15 protein-coding genes are annotated in these 17,798 nt (G+C 57.9%); 6 read left to right on the top strand and 9 right to left on the bottom strand.

What is annotated here, in order from left to right:
• The first annotated feature begins 151 nt into the window (after positions 1-151).
• On the top strand, positions 152-3,688 hold the full coding sequence (gene dnaE / locus OS189_RS13370; RefSeq protein WP_267167821.1) for a DNA polymerase III subunit alpha: 3,537 nt from the start codon (positions 152-154) through the stop codon (positions 3,686-3,688).
• Between the two features lie 99 nt (positions 3,689-3,787).
• The gene (locus tag OS189_RS13365; RefSeq protein WP_267167820.1) at positions 3,788-4,762 is read left to right on the top strand and encodes a hypothetical protein; all 975 of its coding nucleotides are present in this window, start codon (positions 3,788-3,790) and stop codon (positions 4,760-4,762) included.
• A gap of 2 nt (positions 4,763-4,764) precedes the next feature.
• On the opposite strand, the gene OS189_RS13360 is transcribed toward OS189_RS13365, so the two are convergent.
• On the bottom strand, positions 4,765-4,959 hold the full coding sequence (locus OS189_RS13360; protein ID WP_267167819.1) for a SlyX family protein: 195 nt from the start codon (positions 4,957-4,959) through the stop codon (positions 4,765-4,767).
• Positions 4,960-5,155: 196 nt separating this feature from the next.
• Between OS189_RS13360 and hisS the strand changes: the two genes are divergently transcribed.
• The 3 genes from hisS to hisG are packed head-to-tail and all read left to right on the top strand — an operon-like array spanning position 5,156 to position 8,417.
• A complete protein-coding gene (hisS, locus tag OS189_RS13355) occupies positions 5,156-6,652 on the top strand; it encodes a histidine--tRNA ligase (RefSeq protein WP_267167818.1) in 1,497 nt (498 codons plus the stop codon).
• Positions 6,652-7,731 (top strand): ATP phosphoribosyltransferase regulatory subunit, encoded by a 1,080-nt coding sequence (locus OS189_RS13350; protein ID WP_267167817.1) that lies wholly within the window; start codon positions 6,652-6,654, stop codon positions 7,729-7,731. Before hisS ends, OS189_RS13350 begins: the two co-directional genes overlap by 1 nt.
• On the top strand, positions 7,728-8,417 hold the full coding sequence (gene hisG / locus OS189_RS13345) for an ATP phosphoribosyltransferase (RefSeq protein ID WP_267167816.1): 690 nt from the start codon (positions 7,728-7,730) through the stop codon (positions 8,415-8,417). Before OS189_RS13350 ends, hisG begins: the two co-directional genes overlap by 4 nt.
• Positions 8,418-8,423: 6 nt before the next feature.
• Here the strand turns inward: hisG and OS189_RS13340 are convergent, their stop codons facing one another.
• A complete protein-coding gene (locus OS189_RS13340) occupies positions 8,424-8,858 on the bottom strand; it encodes a DUF1489 family protein (protein WP_267167815.1) in 435 nt (144 codons plus the stop codon).
• A gap of 177 nt (positions 8,859-9,035) precedes the next feature.
• On the opposite strand from OS189_RS13340, the gene OS189_RS13335 reads away from it, so the two are divergent.
• Entirely contained in the window at positions 9,036-11,321 is a 2,286-nt protein-coding gene (locus OS189_RS13335) for an adenosylcobalamin-dependent ribonucleoside-diphosphate reductase (protein WP_267167814.1), read from the top strand.
• A 183-nt stretch (positions 11,322-11,504) separates the two neighbouring features.
• Here the strand turns inward: OS189_RS13335 and ccoS are convergent, their stop codons facing one another.
• The 7 genes from ccoS to ccoO all read right to left on the bottom strand — a co-directional run bounded on the left by ccoS (position 11,505) and on the right by ccoO (position 17,798).
• Positions 11,505-11,648 (bottom strand): cbb3-type cytochrome oxidase assembly protein CcoS, encoded by a 144-nt coding sequence (ccoS, locus tag OS189_RS13330; RefSeq protein WP_267167813.1) that lies wholly within the window; start codon positions 11,646-11,648, stop codon positions 11,505-11,507.
• The gene (locus OS189_RS13325; protein ID WP_267167812.1) at positions 11,645-13,726 is read right to left on the bottom strand and encodes a heavy metal translocating P-type ATPase; all 2,082 of its coding nucleotides are present in this window, start codon (positions 13,724-13,726) and stop codon (positions 11,645-11,647) included. Before OS189_RS13325 ends, ccoS begins: the two co-directional genes overlap by 4 nt.
• A gap of 32 nt (positions 13,727-13,758) precedes the next feature.
• Entirely contained in the window at positions 13,759-14,211 is a 453-nt protein-coding gene (locus OS189_RS13320) for a FixH family protein (RefSeq protein ID WP_267167811.1), read from the bottom strand.
• Positions 14,208-15,761, bottom strand: a complete 1,554-nt coding sequence (gene ccoG, locus OS189_RS13315; RefSeq protein ID WP_267167810.1) for a cytochrome c oxidase accessory protein CcoG — start codon at positions 15,759-15,761, stop codon at positions 14,208-14,210. The genes OS189_RS13320 and ccoG overlap by 4 nt, the downstream gene beginning before the upstream one ends.
• A gap of 111 nt (positions 15,762-15,872) precedes the next feature.
• Positions 15,873-16,736: a cytochrome-c oxidase, cbb3-type subunit III gene (ccoP, locus tag OS189_RS13310; protein WP_267167809.1), complete on the bottom strand. Its 864-nt coding sequence runs from the start codon at positions 16,734-16,736 to the stop codon at positions 15,873-15,875.
• Positions 16,729-16,959, bottom strand: coding sequence for a cbb3-type cytochrome c oxidase subunit 3 (locus OS189_RS13305; protein WP_267167808.1), 231 nt, complete (start codon positions 16,957-16,959; stop codon positions 16,729-16,731). The genes ccoP and OS189_RS13305 overlap by 8 nt, the downstream gene beginning before the upstream one ends.
• 11 nt (positions 16,960-16,970) lie before the next feature.
• Positions 16,971-17,798, bottom strand: coding sequence for a cytochrome-c oxidase, cbb3-type subunit II (ccoO, locus tag OS189_RS13300; protein WP_267167807.1), 828 nt, complete (start codon positions 17,796-17,798; stop codon positions 16,971-16,973).

Below are 17,798 nucleotides of genomic sequence, written 5' to 3'. Positions count from 1 at the left end.
CAGACAGGCTACGTTGCGGGATCGGGGCTTGGCAAGGGGTTTGATGATTTGGCTATGATTTCCGGATGCAAGCACGCGGGCGGTTGATGAACCTGCGCGATGTGGTCTTTTTGCGCTAGAGGCTACCGGTGATCCGCCATAGGTTGGCTGCATGAGTAATTTCCCCCGATTCATTCACCTGCGCACCCATTCCGAGTATTCGCTGTTGGAAGGTGCGCTGAGGTTGAAAAAGCTGCCAGCAATGTGCGCTGATGCGGATATGCCCGCGATGGCGCTGACCGATACCAACAACATGTTCGCCGCGCTGGAATTTTCCGTAGCGATGTCGGATGCGGGTATCCAGCCGATTATCGGATGCCAGGTTGATCTGGAGTATGTCACCACAGCCCCCGGAGAGCGCACACGCCCGCCTGCACCTGTGGTTCTGCTGGCCCAGAGCGAGCGGGGATACGAGAATTTGATGAAGCTGAACTCCTGCCTGTATCTGGACAAGGGGGGGGCGGTGCCGCAGGTAACGATGGAGGAACTGACCACCTATTGCGACGATGTGATTTGCCTGACAGGAGGGGCCCAAGGGCCGGTGGGGATGTTGCTGCAAAGCGGCCAGCGGCCCGCTGCCGAAGCATTGATGCAGGCGTTGCACGTGGCCTTTGGTGATCGCCTGTACGTCGAAATTCAGCGCCACCCGACAGAAAACGGGGCGCCCGAGGCAGAGCGCGCGAGCGAACGCGGATTTGTCGAGATGGCCTATGCCATGAATATCCCGCTGGTTGCGACCAATGATGTCTATTTTCCTGCCTCAAAGATGTACGAGGCGCATGATGCGCTGATTTGTATCGCGGATGGTGCCTATGTAGACCAGCAGGAAGGCCGCCGCCGCCTGACACCGCAGCACTATTTCAAATCCCAGGCCGAGATGGTCACGCTGTTTGCCGATCTGCCCGAAGCAATCGAGAACACAGTCGAGATTGCGAAGCGCTGTGCCTTCAAAGCCTATCGTCGCGATCCGATCTTGCCGAAGTTTGCCGATGACGAGGTAGCAGAATTGCGCCGTCAGGCACAGGACGGATTGAAAGCACGGCTGGCGATTATTCCACATGCGGCGGAAGTCTCGGTTTACGAAGAACGGCTTGAGTTCGAGCTGGGCATCATCGAGGGCATGGGTTTTCCGGGCTACTTTCTGATCGTTGCCGACTTTATCAAATGGGCAAAGGATCAGGGCATTCCTGTGGGGCCGGGCCGTGGTTCGGGTGCCGGATCACTGGTGGCCTATGCGCTGCTGATAACCGATCTTGATCCGCTGCGTTATTCGCTGCTGTTCGAACGGTTCCTGAACCCTGAACGGGTTTCCATGCCCGATTTTGACATCGACTTTTGCATGGACCGCCGCGAGGAAGTGATCCGCTACGTTCAGGACAAATACGGGCGCGACAAGGTCGGGCAAATCATCACCTTTGGTGCGCTGTTGAGTAAGGCCGCGGTGCGCGACATCGGGCGTGTGTTGCAAATGCCTTACGGGCAGGTTGACCGACTGAGCAAGATGATACCCGTTGAAGGTGTAAAGCCTGTCAGCATTGAAAAGGCGCTGGCGGACGAGCCGCGCCTGCGCGAAGAGGCGCGTAACGAAGAGGTTGTTGCGCGGCTGCTCGAATATGGCCAGCAGGTGGAGGGGCTGTTGCGCAACGCATCAACCCACGCCGCGGGTGTGGTGATCGGGGATCGTCCGCTTGATGCGCTGGTGCCGCTTTATCAGGATCCGCGCTCGGACATGCCCGCCACCCAGTTTAACATGAAGTGGGTAGAGCAGGCGGGGCTGGTCAAGTTCGACTTTCTGGGTTTGAAAACCCTCACAGTGATCCAGAACGCGGTGGACCAGATCAAGGCATCGGGGCGGCATTTGCATATCGCGGCGGATGGCACGGAATTGTTTGATCCGCCCGAGGGGTTGATTGACGACATCGCCACAATCCCGCTGGATGACGAGGCATCGTACAAGCTTTACGCCGCTGCAAAAACGGTGGCGGTTTTCCAGGTTGAATCCAGCGGTATGATGGATGCGCTGAAGCGGATGAAGCCGACCTGTATCGAGGATATTGTTGCCTTGGTGGCGCTATATCGGCCGGGTCCGATGGAGAACATCCCGACCTATTGCGAGGTAAAAAACGGGCTGAAAGAGCGCGAGTCCGTGCATCCGTCGATTGACCATATCCTTGAGGAAACCCAGGGTATTATCGTTTATCAGGAACAGGTGATGCAGATTGCGCAGGTCATGGCGGGCTACAGCCTTGGCGGGGCCGACCTGCTGCGTCGTGCGATGGGTAAGAAGATTGCCGAGGAAATGGCCAAGGAGCGGCCCAAATTTGAAAAAGGCGCCATGGAAAATGGCGTTGATAAGAAAAAAGCCAGCGAGGTTTTCGACCTTCTGGAGAAATTCGCCAACTACGGTTTCAACAAATCCCACGCGGCGGCATATGCCGTGGTCAGCTATCAAACTGCATGGCTGAAAGCGAACCATCCGGTCGAGTTTATGGCAGGTGTGATGAACTGTGATATCCACCTGACAGACAAACTGGCTGTGTATTTCGAAGAAGTGCGCAAACGGTTGGAGTTGCCGTGGGTGCCGCCGTGTGTGAACCGCTCGGATGCGACGTTCCGCGTGGTTGATGGTGCGCTCGTTTACGCATTGGGAGCCCTCAAAAACGTAGGTGTCGAGGCGATGCGCCTGATCACGCAGGGCCGTGTGGTCGAAGGCGTTGACAAGCCGTTTGTCACTCTGTTCGATCTCGCTCGGCGCGTTGATCTGAAGCGGGTGGGCAAGCGTCCGCTGGAGATGCTGGCGCGTTCGGGCGCGTTTGATGTCCTCGACAGCAACCGCCGCCGCGTGTTTGCTGCTCTTGATCCGCTGGTCGCTTATTCGGCAGCGATCCATGAACAAAAGGCGTCCAATCAGGTGTCGTTGTTCGGCGAGGCGGGGGATGATCTACCAGAACCGCGCATGATCAACAGCGATGATTGGGAAGCGCCCGAGCGCTTGACTGAAGAATTCAAGGCGGTCGGCTTTTATCTGTCGGGGCATCCGCTGGATGATTACATGGGGCCGCTCAAACGCAAGTGGGGCAACGACCGCGGTGTCCCTTTCCTGACGTTGGACGAGTTGACAGAGAAGGTCACGGAGCGCGGTGCGATGAATGCGCGCCTTGCAGGGGTTGTCGCAGGTCGGCAGGAACGCAAATCAGCGCGCGGCAATCGTTTTGCGTTTGCGCAGCTGTCCGATCCTGCGGGGGCCTATGAGGTTACGCTGTTCTCTGACACGCTGGAGGCATGTCGCGATCATCTTGAAACCGGATCGAAAGTGGTTGTTACGGTCGAGGCGACGATGGAGAGTGACCAGCTCAAGCTGTTGGGGCGCAGCGTTGCCCCTATTGAAACAGCTGTCGCAAATGTCGGGGGTCTGGGGCTGCGCATCTTTATTGAAACACCCGAAGCCATCGCAGCCGTGTCCGAAGTTCTGGCAGGTGCCCGTCATGCCGCGAGAGCGGCAGGAAAGGGGCCTGTACATTTGTGCCTGATGGACCCCGCCTTGCCAGGAGAGGTAGAAGTGGATCTGGGCGCGGAATTCCCCGTGACGCCACAGATCAAAGGTGCGATCCGCTCTTTGGGCGGTGTTCTTGAAGTTGAAGAAATCTGATGGGCAGATTCCGGCACGGATTGGCCAAGTGCCGCTTGTGTCGCTGGACGGACCAGAACAGCTTCGTTAACTAGGCCTAAACATTGTGGGAGTCGCACCGTGCGCTTTTTACCAGTCGTTGCAGTTTTCCTGACGCTGTCTGCCTGTGGTGATCCATTGGCGGGCCTTGATCGTTTGGCTGACGTTGATATCGCCGAAGATAAAACTGTTGCTGCGGCGTTGCCCGATGCAGAAGAAATTGCACGCGAAGGGTTCCTCGGCACGTCAGCGGCGGAAGGGGCCGCGCCAGCAGCGACACCGGATGCGGAGGGGGATGTAGAGGTAGCAGCGGCGAGCGGCGGTTTTCTGCGTGGTCTGATCAAGCGGGTTGCCAAGACCGATCCGGCAGAAGCCATTGCCGCAGATGTGGCGGAATCGCAATCCGGCGCGGTTGTCATTGAAACCACCCCTGTTGAGTCAGCTTCTGCAATCGAATTGGTGGCACTGCCCGCAGAAGAGGTCACACCGCAGGCCGAACCCCGAAAACGCCGTGGATTGTTCGGCGGCGGCAGCAGCAACAAAGCAAGCAAAGCGCGCACAGGACCGGACGCGCGGGATGTACCCTACGGAACTGTTCTGGCCTTTGGAGAGATCGCACGTGTCTGCGAAGCACGGGGCAAACCGATGGGCAAAAAGATCGACGGCTTGGGGCGGCGCGGATTCACACTGCATGACAGCAATCCGGGAATCCGCGACAAGCGGACATTCTATGTTACCGGTTTTCAAGACAACTGCCCACGCCAGTTTACGGCGGCAAATGCGCTGTTCGGCGCGCCATCATTTTACGAGCAAATCCGGTATAGTCCGGCGGGGCAACATTTGCCCTATGCGGCAACGGACAAAGCCTATGACAAGGTAAAGTCATCGGTGTGCCGTGCGGGTAAAAACAAACCTTGCGGCAAAGATATCAGGAAGCTTGACGCCGGAGCGGCTTTTGTCACGGCGTATCAATTCCACGAACATAACGGCCAGTGGAAAGAGTTCCTGATCTATGATGGTGAAGTTCTGGCCGCTGCGGTGAAATCGGCCAACTAGGATCAGTAGTGCGGGGGGCGTTCATCGCCCACGACAACGCCGCCACCGCCTGCGGCCTCGCGTTCGCCTTCGCGGCGCATCAGAAGTTCGACGCGCCGCGTCAGGCGGTCAATCTCGTCGTGTTGACGGGCCACGACATCCGATAGATCATCAACAGCGCGCAGCAGATGGGCGATTTGTTCTTCCAGCTTTTCCATACCGCGCTCCCTAGGCCTGTTTGTGATGTTACGCAATGGGCGTGACCACGCGGACATATCCCCTGCGGGGCTGTGACAGCATTTTTGGTGCCTGTAGTAAATGTTCTCGCACATTATCGTGGGCAGGCTGTTGCTTGCCCCGCGCCCCTGCATCCGGTAGAGGCGAAGCGAGATTTTATCCCTGTAGAGGTATGTCATGGCCAAGCCGAAAAAGACCCCGCGCCCGAAGGCGGAAACGCCACGGGGATTTCGTGATTATTTTGGCGCGGAGGTGACACAGCGCGCCGATATGCTGGCCAAGATCGCGGCGGTGTATCACCGCTATGGTTTTGACGCGCTGGAAAGTGCCGCCGTGGAGCGGGTAGAGGCGCTGGGCAAATTCCTGCCCGATGTTGACCGCCCCAATGAAGGCGTGTTCGCGTGGCAAGAGGATGCCGAGGCCGAAAAGGCAGGTGACTGGCTGGCGCTGCGCTATGATCTAACCGCCCCGTTGGCGCGCGTCTATTCCCAGCACCGCAATGATCTGCCCACCCCTTACCGCCGCTATGCCATGGGCCCTGTCTGGCGAAACGAAAAGCCCGGACCGGGGCGGTTTCGCCAGTTTTATCAGTGTGATGCGGATACGGTTGGCACCGGATCAGTTGCAGCGGATGCCGAGATTTGTGCAATGCTGGCTGATTGCCTTGAGGAAGTCGGGATCGAGCGCGGCGATTACATTGTCCGCGTGAACAACCGTAAGGTGCTGAACGGCGTTCTGGAAGTTGCGGGCCTGTCGGGTGACGATAAAGAGGCCGAGCGCGGGATTGTTCTGCGCGCGATTGACAAGCTTGACCGTCTTGGCGTGGACGGTGTGCGCGCGCTGTTGGGTGAGGGCCGCAAGGACGAGAGTGGGGACTTTACGAAAGGCGCTGGGCTGGATGAGGTGCAGGCAGATGTTGTGATGGGTTTCATGCAGGCCAAACGTTCGGATGGTGGTCAGACCTGCGCGCGCTTGCGTGAGCTGGTCGGCGACAGCAAGGTGGGGCTAGAAGGCGTCACCGAGCTAGAAACGATCGCTGAACTGTTGTCAGCCGGTGGTTACGGTCCTGACCGGATCGAGATCGACCCCTCAGTTGTACGCGGCCTCGGCTACTACACCGGCCCCGTTTATGAAGCTGAACTTACCTTTGAGATCAAGGACGAGAAGGGACGTGCGCGCAACTTTGGCTCGGTCGCAGGCGGGGGGCGCTATGACGATCTGGTCAAGCGCTTTACCGGACAGGAAGTGCCTGCGACGGGTGTGTCTATCGGGGTTGACCGATTGCTTGCGGCGCTACAGGCAAAAGGGCGGCTTGATACAGCCACCCAAGGCCCCGTTGTGGTGACGGTAATGGATAAGGCGCGAATGGCGGACTATCAGGCGATGGTTGCCGAACTGCGGCAGGCGGGTATCCGCGCCGAAGTGTATCTGGGCAACCCCAAGAACTTTGGCAACCAGCTGAAGTATGCAGACAAGCGCGGCAGCCCGATTGCCGTGATCGAGGGCGAGCAGGAGCATGAGAATGGCGTGATCCAGATCAAGGATCTGGTCCTGGGAGCCAAGATTGCGGAAAATGCAACGCTGGAAGAATGGCGGGATCGTCCCAGCCAGTATGAAGTGGCGCGCAGTGATCTTGTCGCCAAGGTGCGCGAAATCCTGGAGCTTTACCGCTGATGTCAACACGGGCCGAGACAAATGCAAAAGCCGCCTTTCTGCGCGCGGGTTTCGAAGCACATGGCGCACAAACGGTAGAACCGCCGATCCTGCAACCTGCCGACACGCTGCTGGACCTCTACGGCGAGGACATTCGCGCGCGCGCATACGTCACATCCGACGCTGCGCGCGGCGAGCAGATGCTGCGGCCCGACTTTACCGTTCCGGTGGTGCAGATGCATATGGAAAACGGTGCCGACCCTGCGCGCTATACCTACGCGGGCGAAGTGTTCCGCCGTCAGGAGCGGGACCCGTCCCGCACCAGCGAATATGTGCAGGTGGGCTATGAAGTGTTTGAACGCGAGGATCCTGCCGCGAGCGATGCAGAAGTGTTCGCGCTTATAGCAGACGCCTTGGGTGATTTGCCTGTGCGGGCCGTAACGGGGGATATCGGTGTTCTGATGGCCGTGGTGAACGGGCTGAAAACCAGTGATTTGCGCAAGAATGCGCTGATGCGCCATATCTGGCGACCACGGCGTTTTCGCGCGCTGCTGGATCGCTATTCAGGGCAGATGCCTGCCTCGCCCACACGCGAGGCGTTGCTGGCCGGCAGTGTGACCAGCGATGCGCCACTGGTGGGTGCGCGCCGCCAGCATGAAATTGATGCCCGTATCCAAGCCCTAAAAGCCGATGCCGGAACCGCGCCGATTCCAGCCAGAGACGTTGATCTGATTGACGCGCTGCTGGATATTTCCGCGCCTCTACCTGATGCGCTGTCGCGGTTGCACGACCTGTCCGTTGACTTGCCCGAGATTATCCCCGCTGTGGCGCGTGTTGCGGCGCGCAAAGACGCATTGGCGGCGCGGGGCGTTGAGGTGGAAACGTTGCTGTTCGAGGCGAACCATGGCCGCACGTCGATGGAATATTATGACGGTTTTGTTTTTGGATTCCGCGCCAGAGATCGTGCGGATTTGCCACCGCTTGCAACCGGTGGCCGCTATGATGCGCTGACGCGGCGGCTTGGGCGCGGGCGGGAAATCCCTGCGGTGGGGGGCGTCATGCGCCCCGACGTGATGCTGGAACTGGAGGGCAAGCCATGACGCTAAAGCTGGGTGTGCCGTCAAAGGGGCGGCTGATGGAGAAGACCTTCGACTGGTTCGGCGCGCGCGGTATCCAGTTGGCGCGCAGTGGGTCTGATCGGGAATATGCCGGTGTGGTTGAGGGGATAGAGGGGGTTGCACTTGTGTTGCTGTCCGCCGGAGAAATCCCGCGTGAACTGGCCGCCGGGCGTATTCATCTGGGGGTAACCGGCACCGATCTGGTGCATGAAAAACTGCCTCTTTGGGAGCAATCGGTTGAAGTGGTTGCGGAACTCGGCTTCGGTCAGGCTGATCTGATCCTTGCGGTGCCGCAGGCATGGACAGATGTGGATACATTGCATGATCTGGATGCCGCTGCCGCCGCGTTCCGGTTGGAACATGGCCACCGTTTGCGCATTGCAACCAAGTACCATCGCCTTGTGCGTGAATTCCTGCGCGATGCCGGTGTTGCGGATTATGCGCTGGTGGATAGCCAAGGCGCGACCGAAGGCACCGTCGCAAACGAAACCGCCGAAGCGATTGCCGATATCACCTCGACCGGCGAGACATTGACCGCCAATCACCTGAAAATACTCAGCGACGGATTGATGCTGCGCAGTCAGGCGACGCTGTGGAAATCGCGCGTGGCACCGATGGACGCTGATGAACGCAAATGCCTTGATGACCTGCTGGAACGGTTGGGATAGCCTGCGCTACAATACGCCAATCTCTGCCAGGGCGCGGTTGAGCTCTACCGGAAGGACATCTTCCTTGCCGCGCCCTCTGGGAAGGTCGGCGGGGGCGTCCTCCGGCTTTAGGTAGCGCCAGCCCTGAAAAGGACGTTTCAGGGCGCTGACGGTCGGGATGACTTCGGAATCAAGCACGATACCGCAACGGCGAATCCCGTCAGCACCAATCTTTTCGTCCAGCCGGATAATGCGCTGACGCGCTGATATCTCGCCCTTGATGACCCAATAAATCGACCCTCCGTTCAGGATTTCGGCCTCACGCTTGGGCCACATACGGGTCTGGTGGTAGTACTGGCCGTTGACGACCTGCTGCGAGCGATGGCGTTGCCACTCTACCAACTGTTCGACATTTTCAGTGCCGACAGACAGCTTGATCAGGTGTACGATATTTTTGCTCACAGGTTCTTCCACATGTTTGTCCACAGACTCACTTCGGAGCCACATCATAAGGTAGGCGAATAGGCAACAGAAGCAAACTGTGGTGGTTTGTCGCCGATGAAATTCTGAATTGGGGAGTGGTCTTTCTTGTGTGTTAAGGTATGACAAGGCTCTCCCTAGCCCAACCGAGGAATCGCCATGACCCGCTTTGCTGCCCCGATCGCCGAACAGATATGGGATATGAAATACCGTTTTAAAGCAGCAGATGGCACGCCCCATGACGTCACCGTTGAGGATACATGGCGCCGCATCGCACGTGATCTGGCGCAGGTCGAAGAAGATAAAGACGGATGGGAAGAAACGTTCTTCGAAGCGCTGGAAGATTTCAAATACCTGCCCGCAGGACGCATCACGGCGGGCGCCGGGACTGCGCGGCGTGTGACACTGTTCAACTGCTTTGTGATGGGGACAGTCCCTGACAGTATGGCCGGTATTTTCGACATGCTGAAAGAAGCGGCGTTGACCATGCAGCAGGGCGGCGGGATCGGTTATGATTTCTCGACGATCCGGCCAAAGGGCGCAGATGTTCTGGGCGTGTCGGCGGATGCCTCTGGCCCACTGTCGTTTATGGATGTCTGGGATGCAATGTGCCGCACGATTATGTCCGCCGGTTCACGCCGTGGCGCGATGATGGCAACGATGCGCTGTGATCACCCCGATGTAGAGGCGTTTATCACTGCCAAATCGGACGCCGCCCGTTTGCGCATGTTCAATATGTCGGTGCTGATCACCGATCCGTTTATGGATGCGGTGAAAGCAAACGGGTCTTGGGACCTGAAGTTCGACGGCAAGGTTTATAAAACCGTTCAGGCGCTTGATCTGTGGAATGCGATCATGAAAGCCACCTACGATTTCGCCGAACCGGGTGTGATTTTCATTGATCGCATCAACGAAGCCAACAACCTCAGCTATTGTGAAACCATAGCCGCCACAAACCCCTGTGGCGAGCAGCCGCTGCCGCCTTATGGCGCGTGCCTTCTGGGGTCGATTAACCTTGCCCGTCTGGTAAGCGCTCCGTTTGAGGACACTGCCGCGCTGGATATCGAGGCACTGAACGAACTGGTCGCAACCTCGGTCCGCATGATGGACAACGTGGTGGATGTGTCGCAATTTCCGCTGGAAGCACAGGCGCAAGAGGCAAAGAACAAGCGCCGGATCGGCCTTGGCGTGACAGGTCTGGCGGATGCTCTTCTTATGTTGGGCCTGCGTTATGGTTCGGACGAGGCGGCGCGTCAGACGGAAGATTGGTTGCACGCGATCGCGCGCGCCGCATATTTGGCGTCGGTGGATTTGGCAAAGGAAAAGGGCGCGTTCCCGCTGTTTGATGCCGAAGAGTATCTGGCGTCGGGTACAATGTTGCAGATGGACGAGGATGTACGCGAAGCGATCCGCACCCATGGCATCCGCAACGCGCTGCTGACCTCCATCGCGCCCACCGGCACGATCAGCCTATATGCAGGCAATGTCAGTTCTGGTATCGAGCCTGTCTTTGCCTACGCCTACACCCGCAAGGTTCTGCAAAAAGACGGCACCCGCACCGAGGAAGAGGTAGTGGATTATGCCGTGCAGATGTGGCGTGATTTAAAAGGTGACGCGCCGCTGCCCGACTATTTCGTCAACGCCCAGACGTTGGCACCGCTTGAGCATGTAAAAATGCAGGCGGCCGCGCAGAAATGGGTTGATTCAAGCATTTCCAAAACCATCAACTGCCCCGAGGACATCTCTTTCGACACTTTCAAAGAGGTCTACATGGAGGCATGGGATACCGGTTGCAAAGGCTGCACAACCTATCGTCCCAACGACATCACTGGTTCTGTCCTATCTGTCTCAGAAGAGAAAAAGGCCCCCGAAGTAGTGAGCTATGATGGGGAGGAGCCGCAAGAGCCGCACGGTGATGTCATTTACATGTCTGACCCGCTGGACCGTCCGCAGGAGTTGGAAGGGGCGACCTACAAGATCAAATGGCCCGACAGCGAACACGCGCTGTATATCACCATCAACGATCTGGTTGTCAGCGGCCACCGCCGCCCGTTCGAGGTGTTCATCAACTCCAAAAACATGGAGCATTTTGCCTGGACAGTTGCCTTGACACGGATGATATCTGCTGTGTTCCGTCGCGGTGGCGATGTGTCGTTTGTTGTTGAAGAACTGAAAGCCGTGTTCGACCCGCGTGGCGGCGCGTGGATGGGCGGTAAATATATCCCCTCTATCCTCGCGGCAATCGGTGGCGTGATCGAGCAACACCTGATCAACACCGGCTTCATCGCAGGCGAGGGCATGGGCCTGAAATCCGACCCGCAAGCAAAAGTGGTCGGCTTGGAACAACCCCGCGGGAAAGCCTGCTCAAGCTGTGGCCAGTATGACCTGAGAATGGTCGAAGGCTGCATGACGTGCGGCAGCTGCGGTCACAGCAAGTGTGGCTGATGTTAGTAATCCCACCTTTAAGTGGGCTCAGAATAGTTGACCATAAATTGAGTCAGCGCCATTGATCATAGAAAACCCCCGGCGATGGAAATCGCCGGGGGTTTTCTATCTGAGACGCTCAGGAAGTGTCGTACGATTTAGTAGTTCGGATACTGCCCCCTGATTGTGCTGGCGGGTGAAATGTTACTCATCGTCGTCTAGTAGAATGCGGGCGGCGTTGCCGCTGTCATCGTCGTATTGATCGGACCGGACAGTCCAGATAAACGCCGCGAGGCCAGCTGCTCCAAGGATCAGGGAAACCGGGATCAGGATCACAAGTACATTCATCGGATAAACCTCATACGTTGTGCGTTGGCCAATACGGTAATGGATGAGATCGACATTGCCAAGGCTGCGGCGAGGGGCGTTGCGTATCCTGCGAGGGCAACGGGAACCGCAATGCAGTTATAAACCGCGGCAATGCCGAAGTTTTGCACCGACAGCAATCGGGTCGCACGGGCAACCCGAATGATCAGCGGCAGCTCTGCAAAGCTGTCTTTCAGGATCACAATGTCGGCGGCGTTACGTGATGCTTCCAGTGCGGTAGAGGGCGCAATAGAGGCGTGGGCCTGCGCCAGTGCGGCAGTATCGTTTAGACCGTCACCGATCATCAGCACGCGCTCTCCCGCATCGCTGAGCGCTTTCAGACGGTTCAGCTTTGCCTCGGGGCTGGCGCTGGATGTGACCGGCAGAGAAAGTTGAGCGGCCAGTTTTTGCGCAGGAATGTCGGTATCACCGGTGACAATCTCGCAGGGCAGATCGAGGTTCCTGATCGCATCCGCAACACCGGGGCGTAGTGCTTCCGGCACCTCTAGCGGCACGGGGTCGGCATCGCCGATCCGCAAGCAAAGGCCGGTGTGGGACGCGCCCAACCATGGCCCACGGCCAAGTGATACCTTCTTGCCTTGGTAAACGCCTGTGACGCCCTGTCCCGCAACTTCGTTTATGTCCGCAACCGGCGCTGCGGCAGTATCTGACAGCGCAGTTACCAAGGCCCGCGACAGCGGATGAAGCGATGCCTGCGCAAGGGATTTGGCGATCCCCTTGTCCTCGTCACTCATCTTTTCGGGCAGTTGAACCGTGGGAAGGGTGAGCGTGCCGGTCTTGTCAAAGACGATATGTGTCGTCTCGGCCAGCCGTTCCAGCGCGGTTGCATGGCGCACCAGAAATCCGGCGTTAAACAGGCGGCTTACGGCAGCAGTAGATACAGCCGGCACGGCGAGGCCCAGAGCACACGGGCAGGTAATGATCAGAACGGCAATGGCGATGTTGAGTGAATAGCGGAAATCGCCGGTCGCTATCCACCATCCAACAAGCGCGATCAGGGCCAGCGTATGAACCAGCGGCGCGTACACTTGCGCGGCGCGGTCGGCCAGCGCGGTGTAACTGTTGCGGGCATTTTCGGCGGTTTCGACCAGTGCTGCCATACGGCGCAGGGATGTATCCGCGCCAACAGTCAAGGCGCGCAGCCGCAAGGGGGCCGTCAGGTTGATTTCCCCGGCTTGCAGGACGTCACCGGCTTTCAGGGTGACGGCCGCGCTTTCTCCTGTCAGGACAGAGCGGTCCATCAGTGCTTCGCCAGACAGCAGTACACCATCGACTGCAACCCGCGCGCCGGTCGGCACCAGAATGATATCGTCAACTTCCAGATCGGTCACGGGGACGGTCTGGGTCTGGTCGCCGATCAAGCGCTCGGCGGTGTGCACCTCCAGCGCTGTCAGTTCGCGCGCAGCAGATCGCGCCGCGCTGCGTGTGCGGTGATCCATGTAGCGCCCGATCAGCAGGAAGAATGTCAGTGACAGCGCCGCATCAAAATAGGCCTCGGTGCCACCGTCCAGGGTTTCATACAGGGACATGCCGGAGGCCAGCAGGATCGCAAGCGAGATCGGCACATCCATATTCAACCTGCCAGCGCGCAGGGCTGACCATGCAGAGCGGAAGAAGGGCTGGCCTGAGTAGAGGACCACAGGCAGCGTGATGGCAGCGGAAATCATGTGAAACAGATCACGCGTTGTATCCGTTGCGCCTGACCAGATTGCGACAGAAAACAGCATGACGTTCATCATGGCAAAGCCCGCAACCGCCATCCGCATCAGCAAGGCGCGGCTAGTGCTGTCTTGGGATACTTGTAGCGATGCAGAATCGAGCGCGAATATGTCAAAACCCAGCTTTTCAACTGCGGACATAACAGTTTCAGAATCGACAGGCCCCGTGACCGACAACCGTTTCATTGACAGGTTTACCCGCACAGATTGCAAACCGTTCAGATGGGCCAGACCGCGCTCGATCTGACCAATACATGCGGCGCAATGCACGCCGGGAACAGAGAATTGCAATGCGGGACCGCTGGCAGTTTCTAATGCCATTGGCGCGGCAGAACAGGCAGGGCAGGCGGATGTCATCTGGCAACCTTTACAATAATACGTTGCTGGAACAACGTGCCGTCATCACTGCGCGCGCGCAGGCGCAGGTTCCAGTTGCCGCGACCTGCCTCTACGGTCGCCCGCAACGCGTGACCGTCAAATTCAAACTGCGGGATCTGATCCTGCTGCACGTTTGTGGCGCGCCCGAATGTGGCTTCCTCGATCTGTGGCGCTATGGCGCGCCCGTCTTCAAGAATAACAAGCGACAGTTCGTTTCCCTCCAGCGTGGCGGACACATCCCAGCCCAGCGCAAGCTGCGTTTCGCGGTCTTCGTCAAAGGACTGGCTGGCCACGTAAGAATTGGCAACCTCCAGTCCGGGAAAGGTGCGCACGGCGTTAACGGCGAGAACCAGATTAACCGTAATAATAACGCTGAAGGCGAGGACGAAGACAGCTGCAACGTGCCAGCCTTTGATTTCCTTTGTCATTGGTCTCTCCCGTTAAAGCTGGTGGATTGTCCCGCACGTGCGCCGGTGGTCTGGTCTTCGACCCAGATGCGTACGTCGGTTGTGTGGTTCGAGGCAGCGGGATCCTGGGGCCGCGCGGTGATGAACACCTGCTGGTTCAAGGTGGTATCTGCGGGGACGGTAACGCTCAAGTCTTCCTGACGGCCCGACAGTTGAATTTGCAGGATTTCTTCGCTTGTGAGGCTCAGTTTGAATTCACGCGGTTCGTGGGATTTGTTGCGCAGCCGGACATCATAGATATTGCGGATCGAACCGTCTGATTGCAGCACATACGTCGGATTGCGCACGGGGCTGACGGTAAGTTCGATATCGCTGCGGATAAACAGCGCATACACCAGTCCCACACCGATCAGCGACCACATCGCGGTATAGATCAGGGTGCGGGTGCGGAAAATGTGACGCCACACAGACAGAGGGGGGCCACCGGCGCGCTCTGCCGCTTCGTCAGACAGCGCCATATAATCGATCAGACCGCGCGGTTTGCCGATTTTGTCCATCACATCGTCACAGGCATCAATGCACAGGGCGCAGGTAATACACTCCATCTGCTGGCCATCGCGGATGTCGATGCCCATCGGGCAGACGTTGACGCAGGCCATACAGTCAATGCAATCACCGTGGTCCTTGACTGTCGCTGCAAGGGAGGCTTCGCCGGTGTCCAGACGGATCGGGGCGTTGGGGTAGGGGGTTGCCTTGTAGCGTACCTGCTGGCCGGGGCCTGCGGCTTGCGCTTCACGCTCTGCCTTTTCTGCAGCAGCGCGGTCGCGTTTGCGCACATTACCCTTGCCGCGCGGTTCTCCGCGCCATTCGCGGTAGGCAACTGTAATTGTGTCAGGGTCCATCATCGCCGCCTGAATACGCGGCCACGGGCACATGTAGATGCAGATCTGTTCACGCATGAAGCCGCCGAAAATAAAGGTCGTGGCGGTCAGGATTGCGATTGTGATGTAGGCCACAGCAGCGGCCTGTCCTGTGACCAGATCCACCAGCAGCGTCGGGGCATCTGCGAAATAGAACACCCATGCCCCGCCTGTTGCCAGCGCTATCACCAGCCAGACAACCCACTTGGAGATCCTAAGCCGCCATTTTTTAAAGTCCCACTTGGCCTTGTGCAGGCGGACACGCGCGTTTCTGTCACCTTCGATCCAACGCTCGACCAGAATAAACAGATCGGTCCACACGGTTTGGGGGCAAGTATAGCCGCACCAGACACGCCCCAGAGCCGAGGTGAACAAAAACAGCCCCAGCCCAGCCATAATCAGCAAGCCCGCCACAAAATAGAATTCATGGGGCCAGATTTCGATCCAGAAGAAATAGAAACGTCTGTTGGCAAGATCGATCAGCACCGCCTGATCGGGCAGGCTTGGCCCGCGGTCCCAGCGCAGCCACGGTGTAAGATAGTAGATGCCCAGCGTCAGGCCGAGAATCCACCACTTGAGTGTGCGGAATTTGCCCGACACGCGGCGGGGGAAAATCGGTTCACGTGCGCTGTAAAGGGAGGGTGTAGACATAGGAGACCTCTTGCTGATCTCTTTGATTAGATCGGGCGAACATTATCCGCGTTGATCTGAATCAACAATGCCCCCGAAGGGGCATTGTCGTTTTGTCGCAGGTGGTTCCGGTTACTCTCCGCCGCCGAGATTGTGGACGTAAACCGCAACCGCGCGCACGTCTTCATCAGACAAACGCTGACCCCACGCAGGCATCACACCAAAGCGTGAATAGCGCACGGTTTCTTCCAATGTCACCGGATCACCGCCATAAAGCCAGATCGCGTCAGCAAGATTTGGCGCGCCAAGTTCCGGATCGCCCAGTCCTTCTTCGCCGTGACAGGCTGCGCAATTGTCCGCAAACAGGGTTGCGCCCTCTGCCACCAGTACGGCATCGGTTGCGGGCGCCGACAGGCTGCCAACATACGCAACAACCGCGTTGATTTCCTCGTCGGAGAAGATTTCATCATAGGCCGGCATTTCCGACCAGCGCGCATCGCCATCTGTTTCGTTGCGGATGCCGTGATCAATGGTTGCAGTGATATTTTCTATATCGCCGCCCCACAACCAGTCATCGTCGCGCAAATTTGGATAGCCTTTGGCCCCCGCTGCGCCCGAGCCGTGACACTGGCTGCACTGCGCACGAAATACAGCACCGCCGCGTGCCACTGCATAGCGGTGCAGATCATCACCCGGTTGCAACGCAGGCAATTCGATTGCAAGCAAATCCGCGACCAGTGCGTTGTTCTTTGCCTCATGCGCTGTAATCTCTTCGGCTACGTTTGCGCGTGTGGAATACCCCAGCAAACCGCTGGTTGCACCGGAGACCATTGGCCAAGCAGGATAGGCGATGGTGTAGGCTATGGCCCAGACGATCGTGGCATAGAGCGAATAGAGCCACCAGCGCGGTAGCGGGTTGTTGAGTTCGCGAATGCCATCCCACTCATGGCCGGTGGTTTCCACACCAGTCGTTTCGTCGACCTTTCTATCAGTCATGGCTTTTTGTCTCCTGTTTGCGGGACTTCTGCTTTGGCGCATCATCTGTACGCTTGTTCGCGTTGCCATCATTGTCGTTTCTGAACGGAATCATGCTGGCATCTTTACGGGCCTTGCTCTGGCTGGGCAAAAATGCCCAGATCGCCGCTCCGGCAAAGAAAATGAACATCGCCAGCAAAACCCAGCTATCCGCGATTTCCCTTAATAAAGAATAGGTTTCCATATCGATGTCTCCTATCTGCTGGCATCGGGGGTGAAGGTCGAGAAATCGACCATTGTTCCCAGCACCTGAAGGTAGGCGATCAGTGCGTCCATCTCTGTAACGCCCTTCTGGCCGTCAAAGTTGGAAATTGCCGCACCGGGATAGCGTTCTTCAACGCCGTCGACATCCCCTTCGGGGTCGGCCTGCGCATGGAAGTCGTCATATGCTGCTTCGATCTGCTGATCTGTATATGGAACACCGACAAACCGGTGTGTCGTCATCAGATCGGCAACATATTTACCGTCAATCGGTGTGTCCGCCAGAAACGCGTACTTCGGCATAATACTTTCGGGCACAACGGACTGTGGATCCATTAGGTGATCCAGATGCCAAGCGTCCGAATACCGCCCACCCACACGCGCCAGATCAGGCCCAGTACGTTTGGACCCCCACTGGTGCGGGTGGTCGTACATGCTCTCTGCGGCAAGCGAGTAATGGCCATAACGCTCTACCTCGTCGCGCATGGGCCGGATCATCTGGCTGTGGCAGGTATAGCACCCTTCGCGCACGTAGATATCGCGCCCCGTCAGTTCGAGAGGAGAGTAGGGGCGCATGCCCTCTACTTTCTCGATGGTGTTTTCCAGCCAGAACAGCGGCGCGATCTCTACGATCCCGCCAATGCTTACTGTCAGCAGCGAAAAGGCGAGAAGCAAGGTTGGACTTTTCTCCAAAATCGCATGCTTGTCCAGAAATGCGGACTGGTGCGGAAGCTCGTTAGGGATTTCATCAGGGAAATCCGACAACTGGCTAACGTTAGGGTCCTTGGCGGGATCTGGTATTTTATCGTTATTCTCGGTCAT

Origin of the sequence: Sulfitobacter sp. F26169L, from assembly GCF_026410285.1 — a bacterium.
In the GTDB taxonomy this organism is placed as follows: domain Bacteria; phylum Pseudomonadota; class Alphaproteobacteria; order Rhodobacterales; family Rhodobacteraceae; genus Sulfitobacter.
This window is presented reverse-complemented; position numbering and strand designations above follow the sequence as displayed.

Bases quoted from the DNA above. Each gene is read 5' to 3' on its own strand.
- ccoS (WP_267167813.1), bottom strand. From the start codon at position 11,648: ATGAATGTACTTGTGATCCTGATCCCGGTTTCCCTGATCCTTGGAGCA.
- hisG (WP_267167816.1), top strand. From the start codon at position 7,728: ATGACGCTAAAGCTGGGTGTGCCGTCAAAGGGGCGGCTGATGGAGAAG.
- dnaE (WP_267167821.1), top strand. From the start codon at position 152: ATGAGTAATTTCCCCCGATTCATTCACCTGCGCACCCATTCCGAGTAT.
- OS189_RS13360 (WP_267167819.1), bottom strand. From the start codon at position 4,959: ATGGAAAAGCTGGAAGAACAAATCGCCCATCTGCTGCGCGCTGTTGAT.
- OS189_RS13325 (WP_267167812.1), bottom strand. From the start codon at position 13,726: ATGGCATTAGAAACTGCCAGCGGTCCCGCATTGCAATTCTCTGTTCCC.
- OS189_RS13335 (WP_267167814.1), top strand. From the start codon at position 9,036: ATGACCCGCTTTGCTGCCCCGATCGCCGAACAGATATGGGATATGAAA.
- OS189_RS13320 (WP_267167811.1), bottom strand. From the start codon at position 14,211: ATGACAAAGGAAATCAAAGGCTGGCACGTTGCAGCTGTCTTCGTCCTC.
- ccoO (WP_267167807.1), bottom strand. From the start codon at position 17,798: ATGACCGAGAATAACGATAAAATACCAGATCCCGCCAAGGACCCTAAC.
- OS189_RS13305 (WP_267167808.1), bottom strand. From the start codon at position 16,959: ATGGAAACCTATTCTTTATTAAGGGAAATCGCGGATAGCTGGGTTTTG.
- hisS (WP_267167818.1), top strand. From the start codon at position 5,156: ATGGCCAAGCCGAAAAAGACCCCGCGCCCGAAGGCGGAAACGCCACGG.
- ccoP (WP_267167809.1), bottom strand. From the start codon at position 16,736: ATGACTGATAGAAAGGTCGACGAAACGACTGGTGTGGAAACCACCGGC.
- OS189_RS13350 (WP_267167817.1), top strand. From the start codon at position 6,652: ATGTCAACACGGGCCGAGACAAATGCAAAAGCCGCCTTTCTGCGCGCG.
- ccoG (WP_267167810.1), bottom strand. From the start codon at position 15,761: ATGTCTACACCCTCCCTTTACAGCGCACGTGAACCGATTTTCCCCCGC.